Raw genomic sequence first — 15,532 nt, 5'->3', positions numbered from 1 at the left:
CTGGCATGTGGTACCTGAGGAAATTGTGGTGCGCTGCTGTAGAGCATGGTACCGGCTTATTTTACGGAGAAGGAGTGAGGACATGGGCAAGAATGATGGACAGAGTAAAGTGCTTGCACAGAATAAAAAGGCTTCCCATGACTACTTCATTGAAGATACGTATGAAGCGGGCATGGTGCTTACCGGAACGGAGATTAAATCTCTTCGTAACGGCCGTGCGAATATTGGCGATGCTTTTGCCACGATTCGGAACGGTGAGATTCATATTCACAATATGCATATTAGCCCTTTTGAACAAGGGAATCGTCATAATCCAATTGATCCAACCCGTACACGCAAGTTGTTGATGCATAAAGTGCAGATTCACAAGCTGCTTGGGCTGTCGAAGCAGGACGGATACAGTATTGTACCGCTGAAGATCTATATTCGTAACGGGTATGCAAAGCTATTGCTCGGGCTGGGTAAAGGTAAGAAGCAGTACGATAAACGGGAGTCTGCTGCAAAACGCGATGCCCAACGTGATATTCAACGGGTTCTGCGCGAGAAGCAGAAGGTTGCTCGTTGATTTGGATTTGCGATTGCTATGTGTTGAATGGCGCACGGTAAGTTATTTAGTGATAAGTGCGTTATGTTAGAAATAAGGATCTCAGGTTTTGCCCGTATTGGGGTGGATCTTGGGATTTTTTGATTTGATAAAAGAGTCCTTGCTACGGGGGAGCGGTGTAATGGTTTGGCGCATCATGCTGACCTGCCGTACGGCCAAGTCTGTCAGATTATTGTGCCAGTTCTGATATGAGATACACCAGTTGTTGCCACGTCCTGTCTAATGAAATTGTTAGCAGTGGTACCGGGTAAACTTGTGAGGATTGCTGGAAAGAATCGTGGGAGTAAGTTTGCTGATGGCTGCGTACTTTGTTCGGATCATGGGTAAGATAGTTAAGAAAGCTGTTCATGCTCATGAATTGTCTGCACTTCGGTACTCAACTTTACTTCGCTTGAGGGACGCGGTATAATATGTAGACGATTGAGCCTCATATGTGTGTTGGATAAACTTGCACAGTTGCTCAGCCTGCTGGAACGTCTTCCAGCAATCTGTACTATATCGGTGATTGGTCCTGTGTTATGATGTTCTTGTAGCAGACAGGAATGCCGAGTTTGAAAGAAGCATCTTTTTACCTTGGAGGAAAAAGATGTGCAGCACCTTTGCTCCGTATTCACGGATTAATCCTGGAGCCCTTCTTATATGAGGGGGCGTTTATGGATTCGACGGGGATAGTTCGAGCATGGGTAGCGGGTAGTGGGGACGCGTCCACTTCATCAACGCTAAAGCCTATTAAACGGCAAACAACAAACAAACTACGCTTTCGCAGCCTAAGAAACTGTGTGCGTGCTTCTAACCTGCATCGCCCATGTGACAGGATTAGGGGCTAACAAGTAGTGGGATACGCTGTCACATCTCCGCCTGGGGTGTGCTGAAGAAGACAATCAGGCTGACCCAACGTATAGCCGGTTACAGGGCGATACTCGGGTGACATCAAAACTGTGACTACACCCGTAGAAGCTTATGTGTCGTTATCTTCGGACAGGGGTTCGACTCCCCTCGCCTCCAAGATGGTACTTAATGAGTAAGTACTATGTTGAAGGCGTTTAGAGAAAATCTCCAAGAAAAAAGAATCAGACGGTGAGCATTTGAAGGATGCCCCACTTGTCTGATTCTTTTTATTACAATCTGACGGAACATGGATTGCACAAGCAGCTTTTGCGTCTCAGGCTCGATGAGTACCCAGTTATCTTTCAAGTTGGCCATCATGTCTTTAATCTCTTCTGTAGACAGCTCGTTAATGTAATAATCTTCTTTTTCTTCGTACTGAGTAGTAATTGCCTTCATTCTGGCTTCTTCGTCGTCAATCAAGTTGGCATAATCATCAGGAGACAGCTTTCCATCCCCGAGCGCAAGCATCCAGTTCTTACGGCGACGATTCGATACCTCAATTTCTTTCTGAAGCATACGCTGATCACTCTTGGCCTGAGCGGTCGTTTTTTTGTCCTGAAGTTTTTTATTGGTGATCTGCAGTCGCTCGAAGACGAGCTGCTGAAGGTGATGTTCTGAAATCCCTGGAGCATCACAAGTTTTATTTGAATACTGATTCCGGCAGCGGTAACTCCTATATACGCGTACGGTTCCATCTACGAGTGTCTGTCTTGACGCATTTCCAATGTATGTTGCCCCACATGCCCCACATTTAACAATTCCTCCATACGGATAATCATAACTATGTTTGCTCATGTGATTCTCTCCACGCCGCTCCATCATCTTACGTACCTTCAGGAAATCCTCCATAGAAATAATTGCTTCATGTTCCCCAGGTTTGATGATTCTTTTGGATTCTTCCCATAGTACCGGCTTGAAGTGATTATGACCAGTGTAAGTATGGTTCTGCAGTACGATCCTTACATACTTGCTGTCCCATACCCCACCTTCTTTTCCACGACTGTGCCCATTCATATGTTTCGCTATGGACACAACCCCTTTGCCAGCAAGGTACAGCCGGAATACTTCTTTAATCAGTTCTGCTTCGTAGTGATTTACTATCAGCTTACGCTCTCCATTAATCACTTCGATATCGTACCCGAGAGGAGCCTTGGACATATGCAGCCCACCGTTCTCCATTTTCTTTGTAAGTCCCTTTAAGGTTTCCTCCCGAAGGTTATCCGAATAAATTTCAGCAAAAATTCCGTTAAAGTACAGGAAAGCTTTCCCCATTGGAGATTGTGTGTCTATTTCCTCGCTCCCCAAAGATGCCACCACGAAACGCTTATTAAGCTTGTTGATCATGGCAATAAAGTCATACAAGTCTCCCAGGTTTCGGCTGAGGCGATCTAACTTATGAATCAATACTGCATCGAACTTTCCAGCTTTCATATCTTCAATAAGCCTTTGAATACCAGGGCGCTTTTTAATCGTTCTACCACTGATTCCTGGATCGGAGTAAACGCGGTACAACTCCATCCCTTTCTTCTCCAGTAGTTCCATAAGTAAATCGTGCTGCGCTTCCATGGAGAACCCTTCTTCATTCTGTCTGTCTGTACTTACGCGGATGTATAGGGCTGCCTTCATTTTATTCGCTCCTTTTAGGAATGTATGTTCGGTTATTGGTGCGAAAGAAAAGCCCCGTAGGGCTTATCTGCTGTTAGTTTATTATTGGACTTTTTGAACTGTAGAAACGGCCAACATAATAGCATTCGTAGTTCCACCACTTATATTGTCAAAAGAATAGACTGCTGTAGGAACTCCGCGCATTGTCACATCATCACCGTCGAGAATATCTCCTGTTGAATTATTATAATAACCGATTAAGGAGTTACCGGATTCGTCCATGATATGTATAGACGCTACAGTGCCGAAATCTGTTTCTTCTTCTTGTACTTGCACAACGGTACCAGTTACTTTTACCATCTTATCAAGGTAAGGGGTAATATTTTTAAAGAGGTGCTTCGAAGTGATTTTGCTATCTACTTCCTTGGTTGCAGCTTTTTTTGTTTCAGCAGTTACAGCTGGAAAGAGATCAGCATGTTTTACCAAATAATCGTAGGTTTTTTGGTCAACAGCGCCACCCTCTACAAGATTAGGAACAACTACACTCATCATTTCCGCGGTAACAGCACTTTTAGTTTCTGGTTCTTGCGTTTCTGTGCTCACCTCAGTAGCTGCAGTTTCAACTTCGGAAGCTTCTTTTTCAGCTAACTCTTTTTTCAAAGCTTCAGCTTCTTCTTTTAGTTTTTGGTTTTCTGCTTCAATTTCTTGTTGTTTGGTTTCTGTTTGGCTGGCTTGCGAAGAAGAATTCTCCTTTGTATCTCCGCATGCCGACAATACTGCTACAAGTGCGAAAACCATAGTAAATAAAGCTACTTTTTTCATCTTTCTATACCTTCTCTTTTCTCTGTCCCATCGGTTGGGAATTTGCTCGTACATTAGTGTTGTATATGTAAACATCACTTCGTAAAGACGATTTACGAGATGATGGTAAGATGTTGTTTTGATGCAGCCGTTCTTCAGATGTAACTCTTTACTCCAGTGTGAGCCAATTAATACCGTTCCTGTGCTGATCCACAGATATAATTATCAAGAAATAACTGCTGAGGATTTACCAATCATAGGAGCACATGTTAGAATTAAATAGGAACAAGTGTTCTATTTTTTTACCAAGAAACAGGAACGGAAGTGGCAGCATGGACCAAGAGAAAACAGAAGAATACGAAGTTAAGGACATTTTTGAAGAACTCGGATTTGAACTACCAGACATTATTCTTGATTTGCTTTGTAACGAGCATAAGAAATAATTTCCCTTATAGCATCATCTGATAACTCATTACCTTCGTGGCGCAACATTCCTTTTAGTTTCAAAATTGCTTCATCGTCAGCTAATTCAATTGCACTAAGGAATTCTTTTACTCCTTTTGAAATAACCTTAGATGTACCTTGATTTGTATCACTAGTTCTTCCTAGTAAGTAATCTGTGGTTACCTCAAAACGGTCTGCAACATCATTAATAAATTTGAATGACGGTTCCCGTTCGTCTCTTTCATACATACCAATCGCACTTTCACTGACCTTGAATATTGTAGCAAGGTCTTTTTGCGTTAGATTGTTTCCCGTGCGAATTGCACGTAACTTTTGCCCAAAAGTGGCCATCAATTATCACCCATTCATAATATTAACACAATACGTGTTAAAAAATATTCAGAAACACAAAACGTGTTGACACCACGAAATGTGTTCTATATAATAAGATCAACAACACGAAATGTGTTTTTGAAAGGTGGGGCCAACAACTATGAAACAATTGATTGCTAAGCGACTCATAGAGCTTCGAGGCGATACCAGCAGAGAAGAAACATCACATGCTATAGGAATCAGCGTTAGTGCGTTGCAAATGTATGAAAATGCTCAGCGGATTCCAAAAGACGAAATTAAAATACGAATCGCCAATTACTATGAGAAAACAGTACAAGAGATTTTTTTTGACTCTGAACCGCACGAAACGTGTTCTTTTCAGAAAGGAGCGAGCTAATGAACACACCTAAACAGACGGATACGACCAAGGTCACTATTGATACAGGCGTGTTTGACCGTGAATTACTCGAAAGAGCGTGTCGTGAAATCAAGGCTAATAAAGAAAAGCTCGGCTCCAAGAAATCAGTCAAGTGAGGTGAAGCAAATGCGCTTTTATTGGATCAAATCCACATCACGAGCATGTTTCATTGCCGCTGTAGTCACCCGAGTTAATGTTGGCAAGATGACGATGGATCAGGCTATCGATCATACGTTGTCACTAGAACGCCAATGTAAGAATCCGCATCTTATATCGAAACGTGAGTTCAAATCCCTGAAACGGGATAGTGAAACTGAACTCAAGAGAATACAAGAAACCCGCCGAGCTGTACCGGCTGCCGGCGGGCGATGAAGGGATCACGAGCGGGGAAGCTCTTGAAACAATCATATTACGAGGTTAACTGCATTCCCATTCCAATATGGAATATTCCGAGGAGGGAGGTGATCACGCTTGGATATGAAGTTCGGAACGGTTATGAGGCTTTGCCGCGAACGAGCTGGTTTCACGCAAGAGCAAATGGCGGACAAGCTCCATCGCACGCAAGCCTGTGTAAGCAAATTTGAAAAGGATCATAAGATTCCGGACATGACCACCATGATGCGATGGGCAGAAGTAACAGGGGCAAGAGAAGTCGTCGTCGCTTTTTTGTACGGCATGGACGGGATCAGCATGATTCAAAGACTAATAGGAGGGTGATCGAATATGTCACGTGAACAATTGGCAGCCCAAGCGTTGCAGGCCGGAAAACATTCTCTACATAACTTGAAGTTGATTCGAGAACAACCTGAAAGAATGTTGCCTGGACAAATGGAGAACGCAGAAGAATATCTGAACCGGATGATACGGTTTGCAGAAGTAGAAATGAAAAATGCCCGCCTGGCAGGGCGGACACTTGGTCTGAGAACTCGTCTAAAGTCTCTTCTGCTGCTCATTTTATCGTCTCCCGAGCAAACGCGCAAGGGGGAATCGGTATGAAAGATCAATTATACATCCAAATCATCATCAATTACGTTGAGTCAGCCAAGGCCCTTCGCGAGAACACGGCAGCAGTTACATCTTTTAATGGATCAATTCAAACACCTGATTTCGAATCCCTTTGGCAGGAGAGGGAACTAATCTTCCATCGCTGGCAGAACGCTGCTGCAAGCCTTAGGGAATTACCTGATGAATACGTAGCGCAGGCTGTAGCAGCAATCGATCAGATTTAACTGTAACGAGATATGGACAAGCCAGTCGGCCTTGTCTTCCGGCGTCGGACGGTTTCATAACCAACTCCCGTACGGCGTCGGAAGATGCGGCTGACGCATCAATACATACGAAGGGAGGGCACACGGAAAATGATTCTATCTGAATTAATTGCAAAAGTTTTGGACCCATTAAACAGCTTAAAAGATGACACAAATGACGCGGTCAACACCACACCTTATATCCTTCGTCGTCTTTCCGAGTTCACAGACGGGGAACTGGAATCACTCATTTCGAGAATGGAACACATTCAAGAAATCATTGAGGAATTGGAAGAAGCGGGGACGCTGCCGAATAATGCACAGGAAACCGTGTCAGAAAACGAAAAATAGCCCGTTGCAGCGGGCTATCTCAGAACATTGAAAACTAAATACACGGTCATCTTACCATGGGTGACCGTTCCAAACAAGGAGGACGCACATGTCTGAGTTTGAAGAATCCCATTGGGAAGAACGTGAATGCCTTGAGGAACACGGTTCCGAATATCCCTCGATTAGCGAAGAACTCGCCGATCGGGGAATGAACATTCACGATTTCATATGAGGGAGGAACGAATATGGCAATGAATATCGCAGCTAGTACAAAAAACATGGCTCGTGATGAATGGCTTAAGATTCGCCGGAACGGTATTGGTGGTTCCGATGCTTCTGCTGTCGCTGGACTGAATCGATACAAATCACCCGTTGGGGTGTTTCTGGATAAGACTGGACAGATCGAACCAGATGAGGCCGGAGAGGCAGCTTACTGGGGCAACGTCCTCGAAGATGTTGTAGCCAGGGAATTCACGGTCCAAACCGGATTAAGGGTTCAACGTAGCAACAAGCTATATCAGCATCCCGAACATAAATTCATGCTTGGTAACGTTGATCGCCTGATATTGGACAAAGGTGGTCGTGGACTTGGCATCCTAGAGTGTAAAACGGCCAGCGCCTACAAACTCGGTGAGTGGGAAGACGATCAGGTTCCTGATGAGTATGCGATCCAGTTGCAGCATTACATGGCTGTTCTGGGCGTCGATTATGGGTACTTCGCGGTCCTCATTGGTGGTCAGAAGTTCCAATATAAGTTGGTCGAAAGAAATGACCGAATTATTGATTCGCTCATACAGATCGAGGACGAATTTTGGAGCCGACATGTAGTGCCTGGCATACCGCCAATGATCGATGGCAGTGACGCTTCGGCCAATCTGTTGAATCAGCTTTACCCCATATCCGCGCCAGCAAGTGAAGTCATCTTGGATGATAAGCAAGCTGGAATCGTTCGTCAGCTTCAAGCGGCAAAGGAAGACGCTGCGGTTGCTGCGGAACAGGTCAAACGGTATGAAAACGAGTTGAAATCAATCATGGGTGAGAACGAGTTGGCTGTTCATAACGGCGATACTTTGTTGTCCTGGAAGTCGAATGAAACCACTCGGATTGATAGCAAGCGTCTAAAGAAAGATCAGCCGGATATATATGAAAAATACGCGAACACCACGTCTTCCAGACGATTCTTGGTGAAATAGGAGGCCCTAATGGCACGAGCGCAAGCAAGCGGAGCATCACTCGAAGGGAAATTACAAAATAAAGCCGCAGGGGCAAATAATGCACCTGCTGTGAGTCCATCACAGACCATTGCTGCTTATCTGAAGAAAATGGAATCTCAGATTGCTGAGGCAATGCCAAAGCACATGAACATTGAACGTCTGAGTCGTATTGCACTTACGACGATACGGACCAACCCAAAGTTGTTGGAATGTTCAATTCCTTCCTTAATGGCGGCGGTTATGCAGTCAGCTCAGTTAGGGCTCGAGCCCGGACTTATCGGTCATTGCTATATCATTCCTTACGGTAAAGAAGCGACGTTCATCATCGGTTACAAGGGCATGATCGACCTGGCGCGGCGCTCTGGTAACATTCAATCGATTTCTGCACATGAAGTCTATGAAAATGACTTCATTGAGTTGACATATGGACTGGAGGAGAACCTGAAACACATTCCTTGGTTCCTTCGCAAAGATGAGAAGCCGACAGAGGCAGGTAAAGTGGTTGGTGCATACATGGTCGCCAAGTTCAATGACGGTGGTCATTTCATCCACTACATGCCTATCAGCGAGATCGAAGCACACCGGAAACGTTCTAAGGCTTCTAATAATGGACCTTGGGTCACGGATTATACCGAGATGTGCAAGAAGACCGTTGTTCGCTCAGGATGGAAGTGGTTGCCGATTAGCGTAGAGATTGCTTCTGCTGTAACGCAGGACGAAACCACAAGGAAAGATATTACACCTTCGGATGAACCGTTCATCGATATCACCCCGCCTGCAGGTACTGACGATCCACCACCACCTGAACAAAAAGGCGAAGGCGGTACTGATCAGGTCGAGTTTGAATAATGAGCCAGATGGATTCTATCACCGGTCAGTCGCTTCTACGAAGTATGATCGGTGATCGGATATGGCGACTAATGGATTCTGACCCTGCATTGTTCAAACAAGAGGTTAGGGATTACTTCGCACGGGGATATCCTGGATGGATGGTTGTTCGTGCGAAGTACCCGCACATTTATTTACGTGATGATAGGGGGCGTGATGTATGACTACGAAACAGAGCAGAAAGGCAGTCTTCAACCAGTTGCAACAAATGTTTGAAGACGCCGCGATGGAAGGGCCGGAGGCTATCCAGTCCCATTTAAGAGACGTCGCTTTTTCGTTGGGGGCACAGGCGGCAGCGTCATCAGATCCGGTTCATATGCCGCAAGCCATTAATGATTTAGTTACTCATTTCGGTCGTGGAATTCAAACCATTATTCAGGAGATAACGGGCAATGACACCGAGTTAAATGTCGCCGTTTACGCAGTAAATAGTTCACAGCATTAAAGAGGGGATGAACGGTATGCCCGAAGGCAGTTACCCGTTTCCGATCTACTCCGGCATCTTGGAGCCAGACCACTACAAGAACATAGGCAACGCGATATGGCTTTTCCTCTGGTGCATCAGTTCAACCACGAAGGAGATTGAGGAAGAGGAAACTGTCTGGGGCATTGTCCTTGGCGGCAAGCCAATGAAGCTGTCTGAGATAGCCGGTTATTTCGGAGTTAACGACAAGACCGTCAGCAGATGGATGGATGCACTTGAACAACATCAGTACATCAATGTGACCAGGGCACCAAGAGGATTGATTCTAAAGGTTAGAAACTCCAAAAGAGATCAGACAAAAATGTCCGATCAGTCGAAAGTGAACAGACAGAAGTGTCCGATCATGAAGTTGGTGATCAGACAAATATGTCCGATCACAATCACGGTGATAAGACAGTTTTGTCCGATCAGTCACCAAGTGATCAGACAGAAATGTCCGATCACACAGCAAATTTGGGTAGTGATCGGACAAAACTGTCCGATCTAAAAGATATTACTACTACTACTGTTACTACTGCTAATGATTCGGAATCGTGGGATGACATATTGAATCCTGTTCCTTCCGATGACGATGGAATGATTGGAATATTGGATGCTTATTGCAAGATGCACAACAAACTGGATTTTAATGTTTCTCCAAAAGAGCGTTTAGCCATGGGTAAGATGGTCGCCGGAGGTACGCCTAACCCTTTTACCATCCAAACTATGGCAAGCCTGCTTGAGGCAAAACGCATTCGTGAGGGGAACAGCTTCAAGCTTCCCAAGAGTTTTTTGTACTACGTGGAAGGTATCGAGGAAGCTTGGTCAATTCATCAGGCCGAGGAACAGCAGCAACTTGTTAAACCTACTTTGGTTCCAAATGTACAAGCGCCAGCGGCTACTCAGCCGCGCAGACTAAGCCGTCAGCAGCAAGAACTAGCAGATTTAAGGCGGCGAGCGGAGGAGGAACGTAAGCGTGGATAGAGCAGAAATCTTTGACTTGCTGATCGAGATCAAGGAGAACTACCCCCATTTCGACGTGAGTGAGGAAAATGTGGATCGTCACATGAAGTATCTGCATGACTTCTCGTTTGAAGCAGCTCAGCAAAACCTTCAAGAGCATGTACGGACAGGGAAGTGGCCACCGAACATCGCTGAGATCCGCGGCAATTTGGGAGATCAGGAAGCCCGGCAACGTGAGCTGGAGGCAACCAGAGCGTACCTGGATCAACGAGAAGCTAACCGGGCAAAGGCAACACTGCCCCCGCAGGATGGAAGGATGGTTTACTTGCAAAACTTCGCAATACCAGGGATTGATCTGCCACAGAACATTGAGACCGAGCAAGCTATATTGGGTGCGGCACTCATTGATGTTGAAATGGCCGAAGAAATCGCCACTAAACTTGTTTCAGATGAATTCTTCAGCGCAAAGCATCGCATGATTTTTCAGTCACTCGTGGAGCTGGCAGAGAATCAGGAACCTGTTGATTTGGTAACAGTGGTCGGGAGACTCAAAGACAAGGGTGAGCTAGATGATATTGGCGGTGTAACTTATCTTTCCGAGCTGGCAAGTTCAGTTCCGAAAGCTTCCAACGTGGAACATTACAACCAATACATCCATCAGTTAAAAGACACGGCGATTCGTCGGGATTTCATCCGGACAAGCATGCTGCAGATTCAACAAGCAGCAGCCGGGACTGAGGTTCCTCAGCTTCTCGCGAGTGCTCATCAAACTAATGCGAAATTAGCAGACAGAGCGGCGCCTGAACAAGACTTTAAGCCGATTCAATCAGTGTTGGTGGATTTCGTTGAAACGACAGAAACGAAGGCAACCAACTTGAAAAATGGGATTGTCACTGGTTTACAGACAGGTTTCGCTGACCTTGACGGTATCACAGGCGGTCTACAAAAGTCGGATCTTATAATCGTCGCAGCCCGGCCATCCGTTGGTAAGACTGCTTTTGCACTCAACCTCGCACAGAACGTGGCGATTAAAACGGATGAGACCGTAGCAATTTTCAGTTTGGAGATGTCAGCGGGTCAGTTAGTGCAACGGATGGTCAGTGCAGAAGGTAACTTGAATGCCAGTGTGATGAAGAGCGGGGATTTGTTGGATCAAGACTGGACGACCCTCGCAGATGCTGTTGGCACATTGGGTGCAACTAATATTTTTATCGATGATTCGCCAGGCATAACGGTTCAAGACATTTGTTCCAAGTGCCGCAGGCTCAAAAAGGAAAAGGGACTCGGGCTGATCGTCATCGATTACTTACAGCTGATTGAGGTGACCGGACGTTCTAAAGCGGGGAAAACAGGCAACAAGAAGTTTCCCTTATTTCACGGACATTAAAACAATTGGCTAAAGAACTGGATGCACCAATTGTTGCCCTTTCCCAGCTCAGCCGAGCGGTCGAACAACGCCAGGACAAACGCCCAATGATGAGTGATCTTCGTGAATCGGGTTCCATTGAGCAAGATGCCGACATCGTAGCGTTCTTGTACCGGGATGACTATTACAACCAAGAATCCGAGAAGAAGAACATCATCGAAATTATCATCGGAAAACAGCGTAATGGCCCCGTTGGGACAGTTGAGCTGGTATTCCTGAAGCAATTCAATAAATTCGTCAATTACCAACGCACTCATAACGATTCATTCGGGCCAACGCCACCACAGCAGCAGCCCCACAATATAGAAAATCGCAAATGGGCGTAAGGAGGAACGGACATGAAACAAGGGAAACGACCGACAAAGCGGCAGAAAATGGAGATCAAGGCTAATGGATTGAATGAAGAGAACTGGTTGGTTGAAAGGGATTTGCCAGACCAAATGGTCATTGTTCACCGCTTCTCAGGTAAACCGAGAACTATTCGGCGGGGAGCATGATGGGCAGTCCGTATACCAGATGGTCCGTGTCAGAGTACATGAGGCATCGATTCATGAACACGGGACAGGTTCCTGATCGGGACGAGCTGCAGGCCGAATTTGCGGGGATTGATCAAACTGAGCTCCACGAAGGGATCGCTGAGTTTGATGCAATTGTCGGAATTGGAGGTGCAGCATGCAAAAGCTGATTGATCCGCACCATCAGACACATTTGAGTTACGTTGTTCGCGGTGACGACGGTCGTAAACTGGCTGAGGTGTTTGTCATTAAGCGGGACATGTTGCCTGCAAGGCAGCGGCGTAAGGAAACTATGAAAGGACGGCGGCGCACATGATCACTTTCACGGTATATGGTGAACCGGTGGCGCAGGGGCGTCCAAAGGCTTCGACCAGCACAGGTTTTGTGAAGATGTACGATCCGAAGAAATCTAAGGATTACAAAGATTACGTGAAGCTGGCAGCCAGTGAACACGCACCTGATGCTTTGTTAGAAGGTCCTTTGGGAATGGTGCTGACGGTTTACCGATCTATACCAAAATCACTTAGCAAAAAGAAAGCCGCACTGGCCGAAGCTGGACACATCGTACCTATAACGAAACCGGACGTGGACAATTACCTGAAGGGTGTCAAGGATGCATTGAAAGGTGTTATTTGGAAGGATGATAGCCAGGTTGTTGAGGTGTTTGCCCGGAAACGATACAGCGCACGACCACGCATTGAAGTGAAGATCAAGGAATTATCACAATTATAAAACTAGGGAGATGAATGAATATGGTACAAGATTTCGCGAAATTTATGGCAACTACTGACAAGAAAATTGTTTTTGGTGATAAGGATGTTGAGCTAAAGCTGACAATTCCCCACAAGGTGGCGCAGCAAAACCTTCAATTCCTAACAGGTTGCTTGAACAAAGAGATTCACGTCATTCTGGGAGATCCGCAAGCCGCATTTGATTTCGATGACGAAGAACGTGACGATATGTACCGCAAATGGAATGGCCATCGCGTAACGACTGATCAATCTGGTGTAGTTACGCGGATTGAGAAGACAGGAGACGAACCAGAGCAGGACGAGAACCAAGCTCAGATGTTTGGTCCAGATGGCGAACCGACTCAGCCGCAGGAGCGAACCGGAGAGGTACAGGAATCGGAGAATGAGAACGATCAGCCAACTGTCCCACCAACAGGAGGCGATGATCCAGGAAGCGATTCAGACGATCCGTACGGTCATAACGATAATGATGACATTCCTGATTGGATGAGGGATGGAGGCGATGATCAGTCCGGACCGAAGGAAATGGACTTCTCTTCCGAGGAATCGCAAGATGAGCAGCAGCCGCCAGCAGATCCCCAACACGTAGCACAACAAGATCCGCCTGCAGGTGACAAAGATAGTGCACCTGCTGAGATCGATAAGGAACAACTCGAACAGTTCATCCTTGCTCAGCGCCCGATCTTTGATGATATAAAACTTGCTGACGCTCCTGCCGATTTCCCTGCATTGTTACAGATGAAAAACGATGGGAAGACATGGTTGGAGATTTCAAGGGAGATGAACATCCCAAGTTCACAAATCAGTTCCAAGTTGAACGTGTACAAAAAGAGAGTAACCAAAATGATGCAGGATGGCGTAGCAGTCTAAGCATCTTTAATATAGCAGCATCCCCGGTCGATTGTTGGCCGGGGTGACCAGCTGCATTCGTTAAATGGTTCGTATGTATTTCTAATCTTCAGTGATCTTCAGTTCGATAGTATGTCTGCAGTTGGGACACTTTTTTGTGGCAGTATAAGTTTTCTTTTGATTTATTTCGAGAAGAGAGAGCAACTGAACTAATAAATTTGGTAGTGAAACCAGAGCAAGTAACAAAGTAATTGTACTCATTGCCGCGGTATCAATTAGTGCTTTTTGATCTTGAAGCATTCCTGCCATAAAAAAACCTAGGACTATCACAAACACTACAACAAAGCCTATGTATAGTAATCCCCAACTAATCTTTGTCCACTTCCATATTTTTTTTATTTTCATTTTTCACCTCAATATCTATTACGTCTATTGAGATTAGAAGATTCAATATTTGATCCGAAGATGGGGCATTATCCTACGTGCAAGGGAAAGTGAGGAAGAGAGATGACAACGAAAGCAATATCGGACAAGCCGCTAACGCGCCGGCAGCAGGAGATATACGATTTTATAGCGGACTTTATAGATCAACACAGATACGGTCCAACAATTCGGGAGATTGCTGATGCATTCATGATTACGTCGGCTTCAACGGTTCACGGGGTGTTGGATAGATTGATTATCAAAGGATGTCTTACTCGGACGCCGAACGGACCACGTACACTTGCTCTGACAGATAAGTCGTGCAAGAAGATCGCAATGGTGAGTCGTGAGGGAGTCATGGATTGGATCGAGCGGCAGAGTAACCAACATGCCAAAGATGCATTAGTATATGCGCTGCTTACTGATCTGCAGGAAGGCATTCAAACAGGGAGGATCTGCTGATGACGGATTATATGAAAGTGAAAACTGTAGTGTGGACACCGGAGCAGATCGCAAATCATTTAAAGGCAATTGGGGCTGAGCATCCACCTAAACGGCCTGACAAGCTGCAAAAGGCGGTTACTGCTCCACAACAGCACAACGGCAACAGTAGGTACTATAAACGCGGGGGTGAGTGGTAATTGGAACGGGATTTTAGGGCGTTGCTGTTGGAGTACGGATATCCGCAAGACCTGGTAAACGGCTGGTCCGTTGAAGAATGTGAAGCGGAGTGGGACGAGTTCTGCAGCGAAGTTATTCCAGTATAAACAAATATCCCCGCAAGCTTGGCGGCACGGCGGGGACACATCTAATAAACCTCACCAAAAATTATAACACGGTGAGGGGATCAAAATGGGGAAACGCCGAAAAAACAACTTACAACTTACGTTTAACATCCTGCCGATCGACGAGAAAGCTACCCGCCGCGCTGTGGAAGAATTTATTGAAACCGTTCGTCAGTACCGGCAGATCGGATTCACACGGCGAGAGGCAGCGATCACGCAGGCATATGTCTATAGAGAGCATCAATCTACCAATGCGATTAGTAAACAGACAGAACGAATCGCTATATATAACGTGGACAAGGAAGCGGAACTGAAGGAAAAGGATCGGTTGCTTAATTTGGCAATGGAGAAGTTGTCTTCTGTTCAACGTGAGGTTATCCAACGGAGCTATTTGGACAATGAAGGTGAGTTCGATTACATCAGTTGTGGAGAGATGGGGCTCAGCGATAGCACATTTCGGCGGATTAAAGTTGAAGGTTTAAATATCTTGGCTAACTCACTTAGATTAGAAATATTGAGAGAAGCAGGATACTGTTTGAAATAACTGGATTCGTCCAGTTATTTCTGCTATATAATGAAATCCA

At 45.6% G+C, this 15,532-nt stretch carries 27 protein-coding genes, 1 other RNA gene and 1 pseudogene; 25 read left to right on the top strand and 4 right to left on the bottom strand.

The genetic code is table 11. The annotated features are described in order from the left end of the window. The first annotated feature begins 82 nt into the window (after positions 1 to 82). Together smpB and ssrA are read left to right on the top strand one after the other, a co-directional pair. Entirely contained in the window at positions 83 to 565 is a 483-nt protein-coding gene (gene smpB, locus ACTWJ7_RS01140) for an SsrA-binding protein SmpB (RefSeq protein WP_024629496.1), read from the top strand. 682 nt (positions 566 to 1,247) lie between these two features. Then, positions 1,248 to 1,610: a transfer-messenger RNA gene (gene ssrA / locus ACTWJ7_RS01135) on the top strand. Positions 1,611 to 1,618: 8 nt separating this feature from the next. Here ssrA and ACTWJ7_RS01130 read toward each other — a convergent pair. The 3 genes from ACTWJ7_RS01130 to ACTWJ7_RS01120 form a co-directional block, all read right to left on the bottom strand. After that, positions 1,619 to 3,118: a recombinase family protein gene (locus ACTWJ7_RS01130; RefSeq protein WP_443145069.1), complete on the bottom strand. Its 1,500-nt coding sequence runs from the start codon at positions 3,116 to 3,118 to the stop codon at positions 1,619 to 1,621. An 81-nt stretch (positions 3,119 to 3,199) separates the two neighbouring features. After that, positions 3,200 to 3,919, bottom strand: a complete 720-nt coding sequence (locus ACTWJ7_RS01125; protein ID WP_301881134.1) for a hypothetical protein — start codon at positions 3,917 to 3,919, stop codon at positions 3,200 to 3,202. A gap of 384 nt (positions 3,920 to 4,303) precedes the next feature. Then, positions 4,304 to 4,693 carry a helix-turn-helix domain-containing protein gene (locus tag ACTWJ7_RS01120; protein ID WP_301881133.1) on the bottom strand — a complete coding sequence of 130 codons (390 nt, stop codon included), beginning with the start codon at positions 4,691 to 4,693 and terminating at the stop codon, positions 4,304 to 4,306. A 142-nt stretch (positions 4,694 to 4,835) separates the two neighbouring features. Between ACTWJ7_RS01120 and ACTWJ7_RS01115 the strand changes: the two genes are divergently transcribed. The 19 genes and pseudogenes from ACTWJ7_RS01115 to ACTWJ7_RS01025 all read left to right on the top strand — a co-directional run bounded on the left by ACTWJ7_RS01115 (position 4,836) and on the right by ACTWJ7_RS01025 (position 13,761). Then, on the top strand, positions 4,836 to 5,072 hold the full coding sequence (locus tag ACTWJ7_RS01115) for a helix-turn-helix transcriptional regulator (protein ID WP_301881132.1): 237 nt from the start codon (positions 4,836 to 4,838) through the stop codon (positions 5,070 to 5,072). Beyond that, on the top strand, positions 5,072 to 5,209 hold the full coding sequence (locus ACTWJ7_RS01110; protein ID WP_301881131.1) for a hypothetical protein: 138 nt from the start codon (positions 5,072 to 5,074) through the stop codon (positions 5,207 to 5,209). Before ACTWJ7_RS01115 ends, ACTWJ7_RS01110 begins: the two co-directional genes overlap by 1 nt. A gap of 10 nt (positions 5,210 to 5,219) precedes the next feature. Then, complete coding sequence (locus tag ACTWJ7_RS01105) at positions 5,220 to 5,465, top strand: hypothetical protein (protein WP_301881129.1); 246 nt, start codon at positions 5,220 to 5,222, stop codon at positions 5,463 to 5,465. Between the two features lie 105 nt (positions 5,466 to 5,570). Then, positions 5,571 to 5,810, top strand: a complete 240-nt coding sequence (locus ACTWJ7_RS01100; RefSeq protein ID WP_301881204.1) for a helix-turn-helix domain-containing protein — start codon at positions 5,571 to 5,573, stop codon at positions 5,808 to 5,810. Between the two features lie 6 nt (positions 5,811 to 5,816). After that, positions 5,817 to 6,089 carry a hypothetical protein gene (locus ACTWJ7_RS01095; protein WP_301881128.1) on the top strand — a complete coding sequence of 91 codons (273 nt, stop codon included), beginning with the start codon at positions 5,817 to 5,819 and terminating at the stop codon, positions 6,087 to 6,089. Then, entirely contained in the window at positions 6,086 to 6,322 is a 237-nt protein-coding gene (locus tag ACTWJ7_RS01090) for a hypothetical protein (protein ID WP_301881127.1), read from the top strand. Before ACTWJ7_RS01095 ends, ACTWJ7_RS01090 begins: the two co-directional genes overlap by 4 nt. 129 nt (positions 6,323 to 6,451) lie before the next feature. Beyond that, entirely contained in the window at positions 6,452 to 6,691 is a 240-nt protein-coding gene (locus ACTWJ7_RS01085; protein ID WP_301881126.1) for a hypothetical protein, read from the top strand. A gap of 88 nt (positions 6,692 to 6,779) precedes the next feature. Next, complete coding sequence (locus tag ACTWJ7_RS01080) at positions 6,780 to 6,902, top strand: hypothetical protein (protein WP_301881124.1); 123 nt, start codon at positions 6,780 to 6,782, stop codon at positions 6,900 to 6,902. Between the two features lie 13 nt (positions 6,903 to 6,915). Next, positions 6,916 to 7,863, top strand: a complete 948-nt coding sequence (locus ACTWJ7_RS01075) for a YqaJ viral recombinase family nuclease (RefSeq protein ID WP_301881123.1) — start codon at positions 6,916 to 6,918, stop codon at positions 7,861 to 7,863. A gap of 9 nt (positions 7,864 to 7,872) precedes the next feature. Further along, positions 7,873 to 8,733, top strand: coding sequence for a recombination protein RecT (gene recT, locus ACTWJ7_RS01070; RefSeq protein ID WP_301881122.1), 861 nt, complete (start codon positions 7,873 to 7,875; stop codon positions 8,731 to 8,733). 199 nt (positions 8,734 to 8,932) lie between these two features. Continuing rightward, on the top strand, positions 8,933 to 9,217 hold the full coding sequence (locus tag ACTWJ7_RS01065) for a hypothetical protein (RefSeq protein WP_301881121.1): 285 nt from the start codon (positions 8,933 to 8,935) through the stop codon (positions 9,215 to 9,217). A gap of 16 nt (positions 9,218 to 9,233) precedes the next feature. Then, a complete protein-coding gene (locus ACTWJ7_RS01060) occupies positions 9,234 to 9,743 on the top strand; it encodes a MarR family transcriptional regulator (RefSeq protein ID WP_443145068.1) in 510 nt (169 codons plus the stop codon). After that, complete coding sequence (locus tag ACTWJ7_RS01055) at positions 9,689 to 10,219, top strand: hypothetical protein (RefSeq protein WP_443145067.1); 531 nt, start codon at positions 9,689 to 9,691, stop codon at positions 10,217 to 10,219. The genes ACTWJ7_RS01060 and ACTWJ7_RS01055 overlap by 55 nt, the downstream gene beginning before the upstream one ends. A 295-nt stretch (positions 10,220 to 10,514) precedes the next feature. Further along, positions 10,515 to 11,950, top strand: a pseudogene (dnaB, locus tag ACTWJ7_RS01050) (replicative DNA helicase). A gap of 12 nt (positions 11,951 to 11,962) precedes the next feature. Further along, on the top strand, positions 11,963 to 12,121 hold the full coding sequence (locus ACTWJ7_RS01045) for a DUF6906 family protein (protein WP_301881117.1): 159 nt from the start codon (positions 11,963 to 11,965) through the stop codon (positions 12,119 to 12,121). A gap of 53 nt (positions 12,122 to 12,174) precedes the next feature. Continuing rightward, positions 12,175 to 12,309, top strand: a complete 135-nt coding sequence (locus ACTWJ7_RS01040; protein ID WP_301881116.1) for a hypothetical protein — start codon at positions 12,175 to 12,177, stop codon at positions 12,307 to 12,309. After that, positions 12,297 to 12,455 carry a hypothetical protein gene (locus tag ACTWJ7_RS01035; RefSeq protein WP_301881114.1) on the top strand — a complete coding sequence of 53 codons (159 nt, stop codon included), beginning with the start codon at positions 12,297 to 12,299 and terminating at the stop codon, positions 12,453 to 12,455. Before ACTWJ7_RS01040 ends, ACTWJ7_RS01035 begins: the two co-directional genes overlap by 13 nt. After that, the gene (locus ACTWJ7_RS01030) at positions 12,452 to 12,871 is read left to right on the top strand and encodes a RusA family crossover junction endodeoxyribonuclease (RefSeq protein WP_301881113.1); all 420 of its coding nucleotides are present in this window, start codon (positions 12,452 to 12,454) and stop codon (positions 12,869 to 12,871) included. Before ACTWJ7_RS01035 ends, ACTWJ7_RS01030 begins: the two co-directional genes overlap by 4 nt. A gap of 20 nt (positions 12,872 to 12,891) precedes the next feature. After that, positions 12,892 to 13,761 carry a hypothetical protein gene (locus ACTWJ7_RS01025; protein ID WP_301881112.1) on the top strand — a complete coding sequence of 290 codons (870 nt, stop codon included), beginning with the start codon at positions 12,892 to 12,894 and terminating at the stop codon, positions 13,759 to 13,761. A gap of 81 nt (positions 13,762 to 13,842) precedes the next feature. On the opposite strand, the gene ACTWJ7_RS01020 is transcribed toward ACTWJ7_RS01025, so the two are convergent. Next, positions 13,843 to 14,145, bottom strand: a complete 303-nt coding sequence (locus ACTWJ7_RS01020; protein ID WP_301881111.1) for a hypothetical protein — start codon at positions 14,143 to 14,145, stop codon at positions 13,843 to 13,845. 102 nt (positions 14,146 to 14,247) lie between these two features. On the opposite strand from ACTWJ7_RS01020, the gene ACTWJ7_RS01015 reads away from it, so the two are divergent. The 4 genes from ACTWJ7_RS01015 (at position 14,248) to ACTWJ7_RS01000 (ending at position 15,492) form a co-directional block, all read left to right on the top strand. Then, a complete protein-coding gene (locus tag ACTWJ7_RS01015; protein WP_301881110.1) occupies positions 14,248 to 14,625 on the top strand; it encodes a hypothetical protein in 378 nt (125 codons plus the stop codon). Next, positions 14,625 to 14,804, top strand: coding sequence for a hypothetical protein (locus tag ACTWJ7_RS01010; RefSeq protein ID WP_301881108.1), 180 nt, complete (start codon positions 14,625 to 14,627; stop codon positions 14,802 to 14,804). Before ACTWJ7_RS01015 ends, ACTWJ7_RS01010 begins: the two co-directional genes overlap by 1 nt. After that, on the top strand, positions 14,805 to 14,930 hold the full coding sequence (locus tag ACTWJ7_RS01005; protein WP_301881107.1) for a hypothetical protein: 126 nt from the start codon (positions 14,805 to 14,807) through the stop codon (positions 14,928 to 14,930). It abuts the gene before it with no gap. Between the two features lie 85 nt (positions 14,931 to 15,015). After that, the gene (locus tag ACTWJ7_RS01000) at positions 15,016 to 15,492 is read left to right on the top strand and encodes an ArpU family phage packaging/lysis transcriptional regulator (protein ID WP_301881106.1); all 477 of its coding nucleotides are present in this window, start codon (positions 15,016 to 15,018) and stop codon (positions 15,490 to 15,492) included. The last annotated feature ends 40 nt before the right edge of the window (positions 15,493 to 15,532 follow it).

It is taken from the genome of Paenibacillus sp. 1A_MP2, from assembly GCF_052244825.1.
Taxonomy (GTDB): domain Bacteria; phylum Bacillota; class Bacilli; order Paenibacillales; family Paenibacillaceae; genus Paenibacillus; species Paenibacillus vandeheii.
This window is presented reverse-complemented; position numbering and strand designations above follow the sequence as displayed.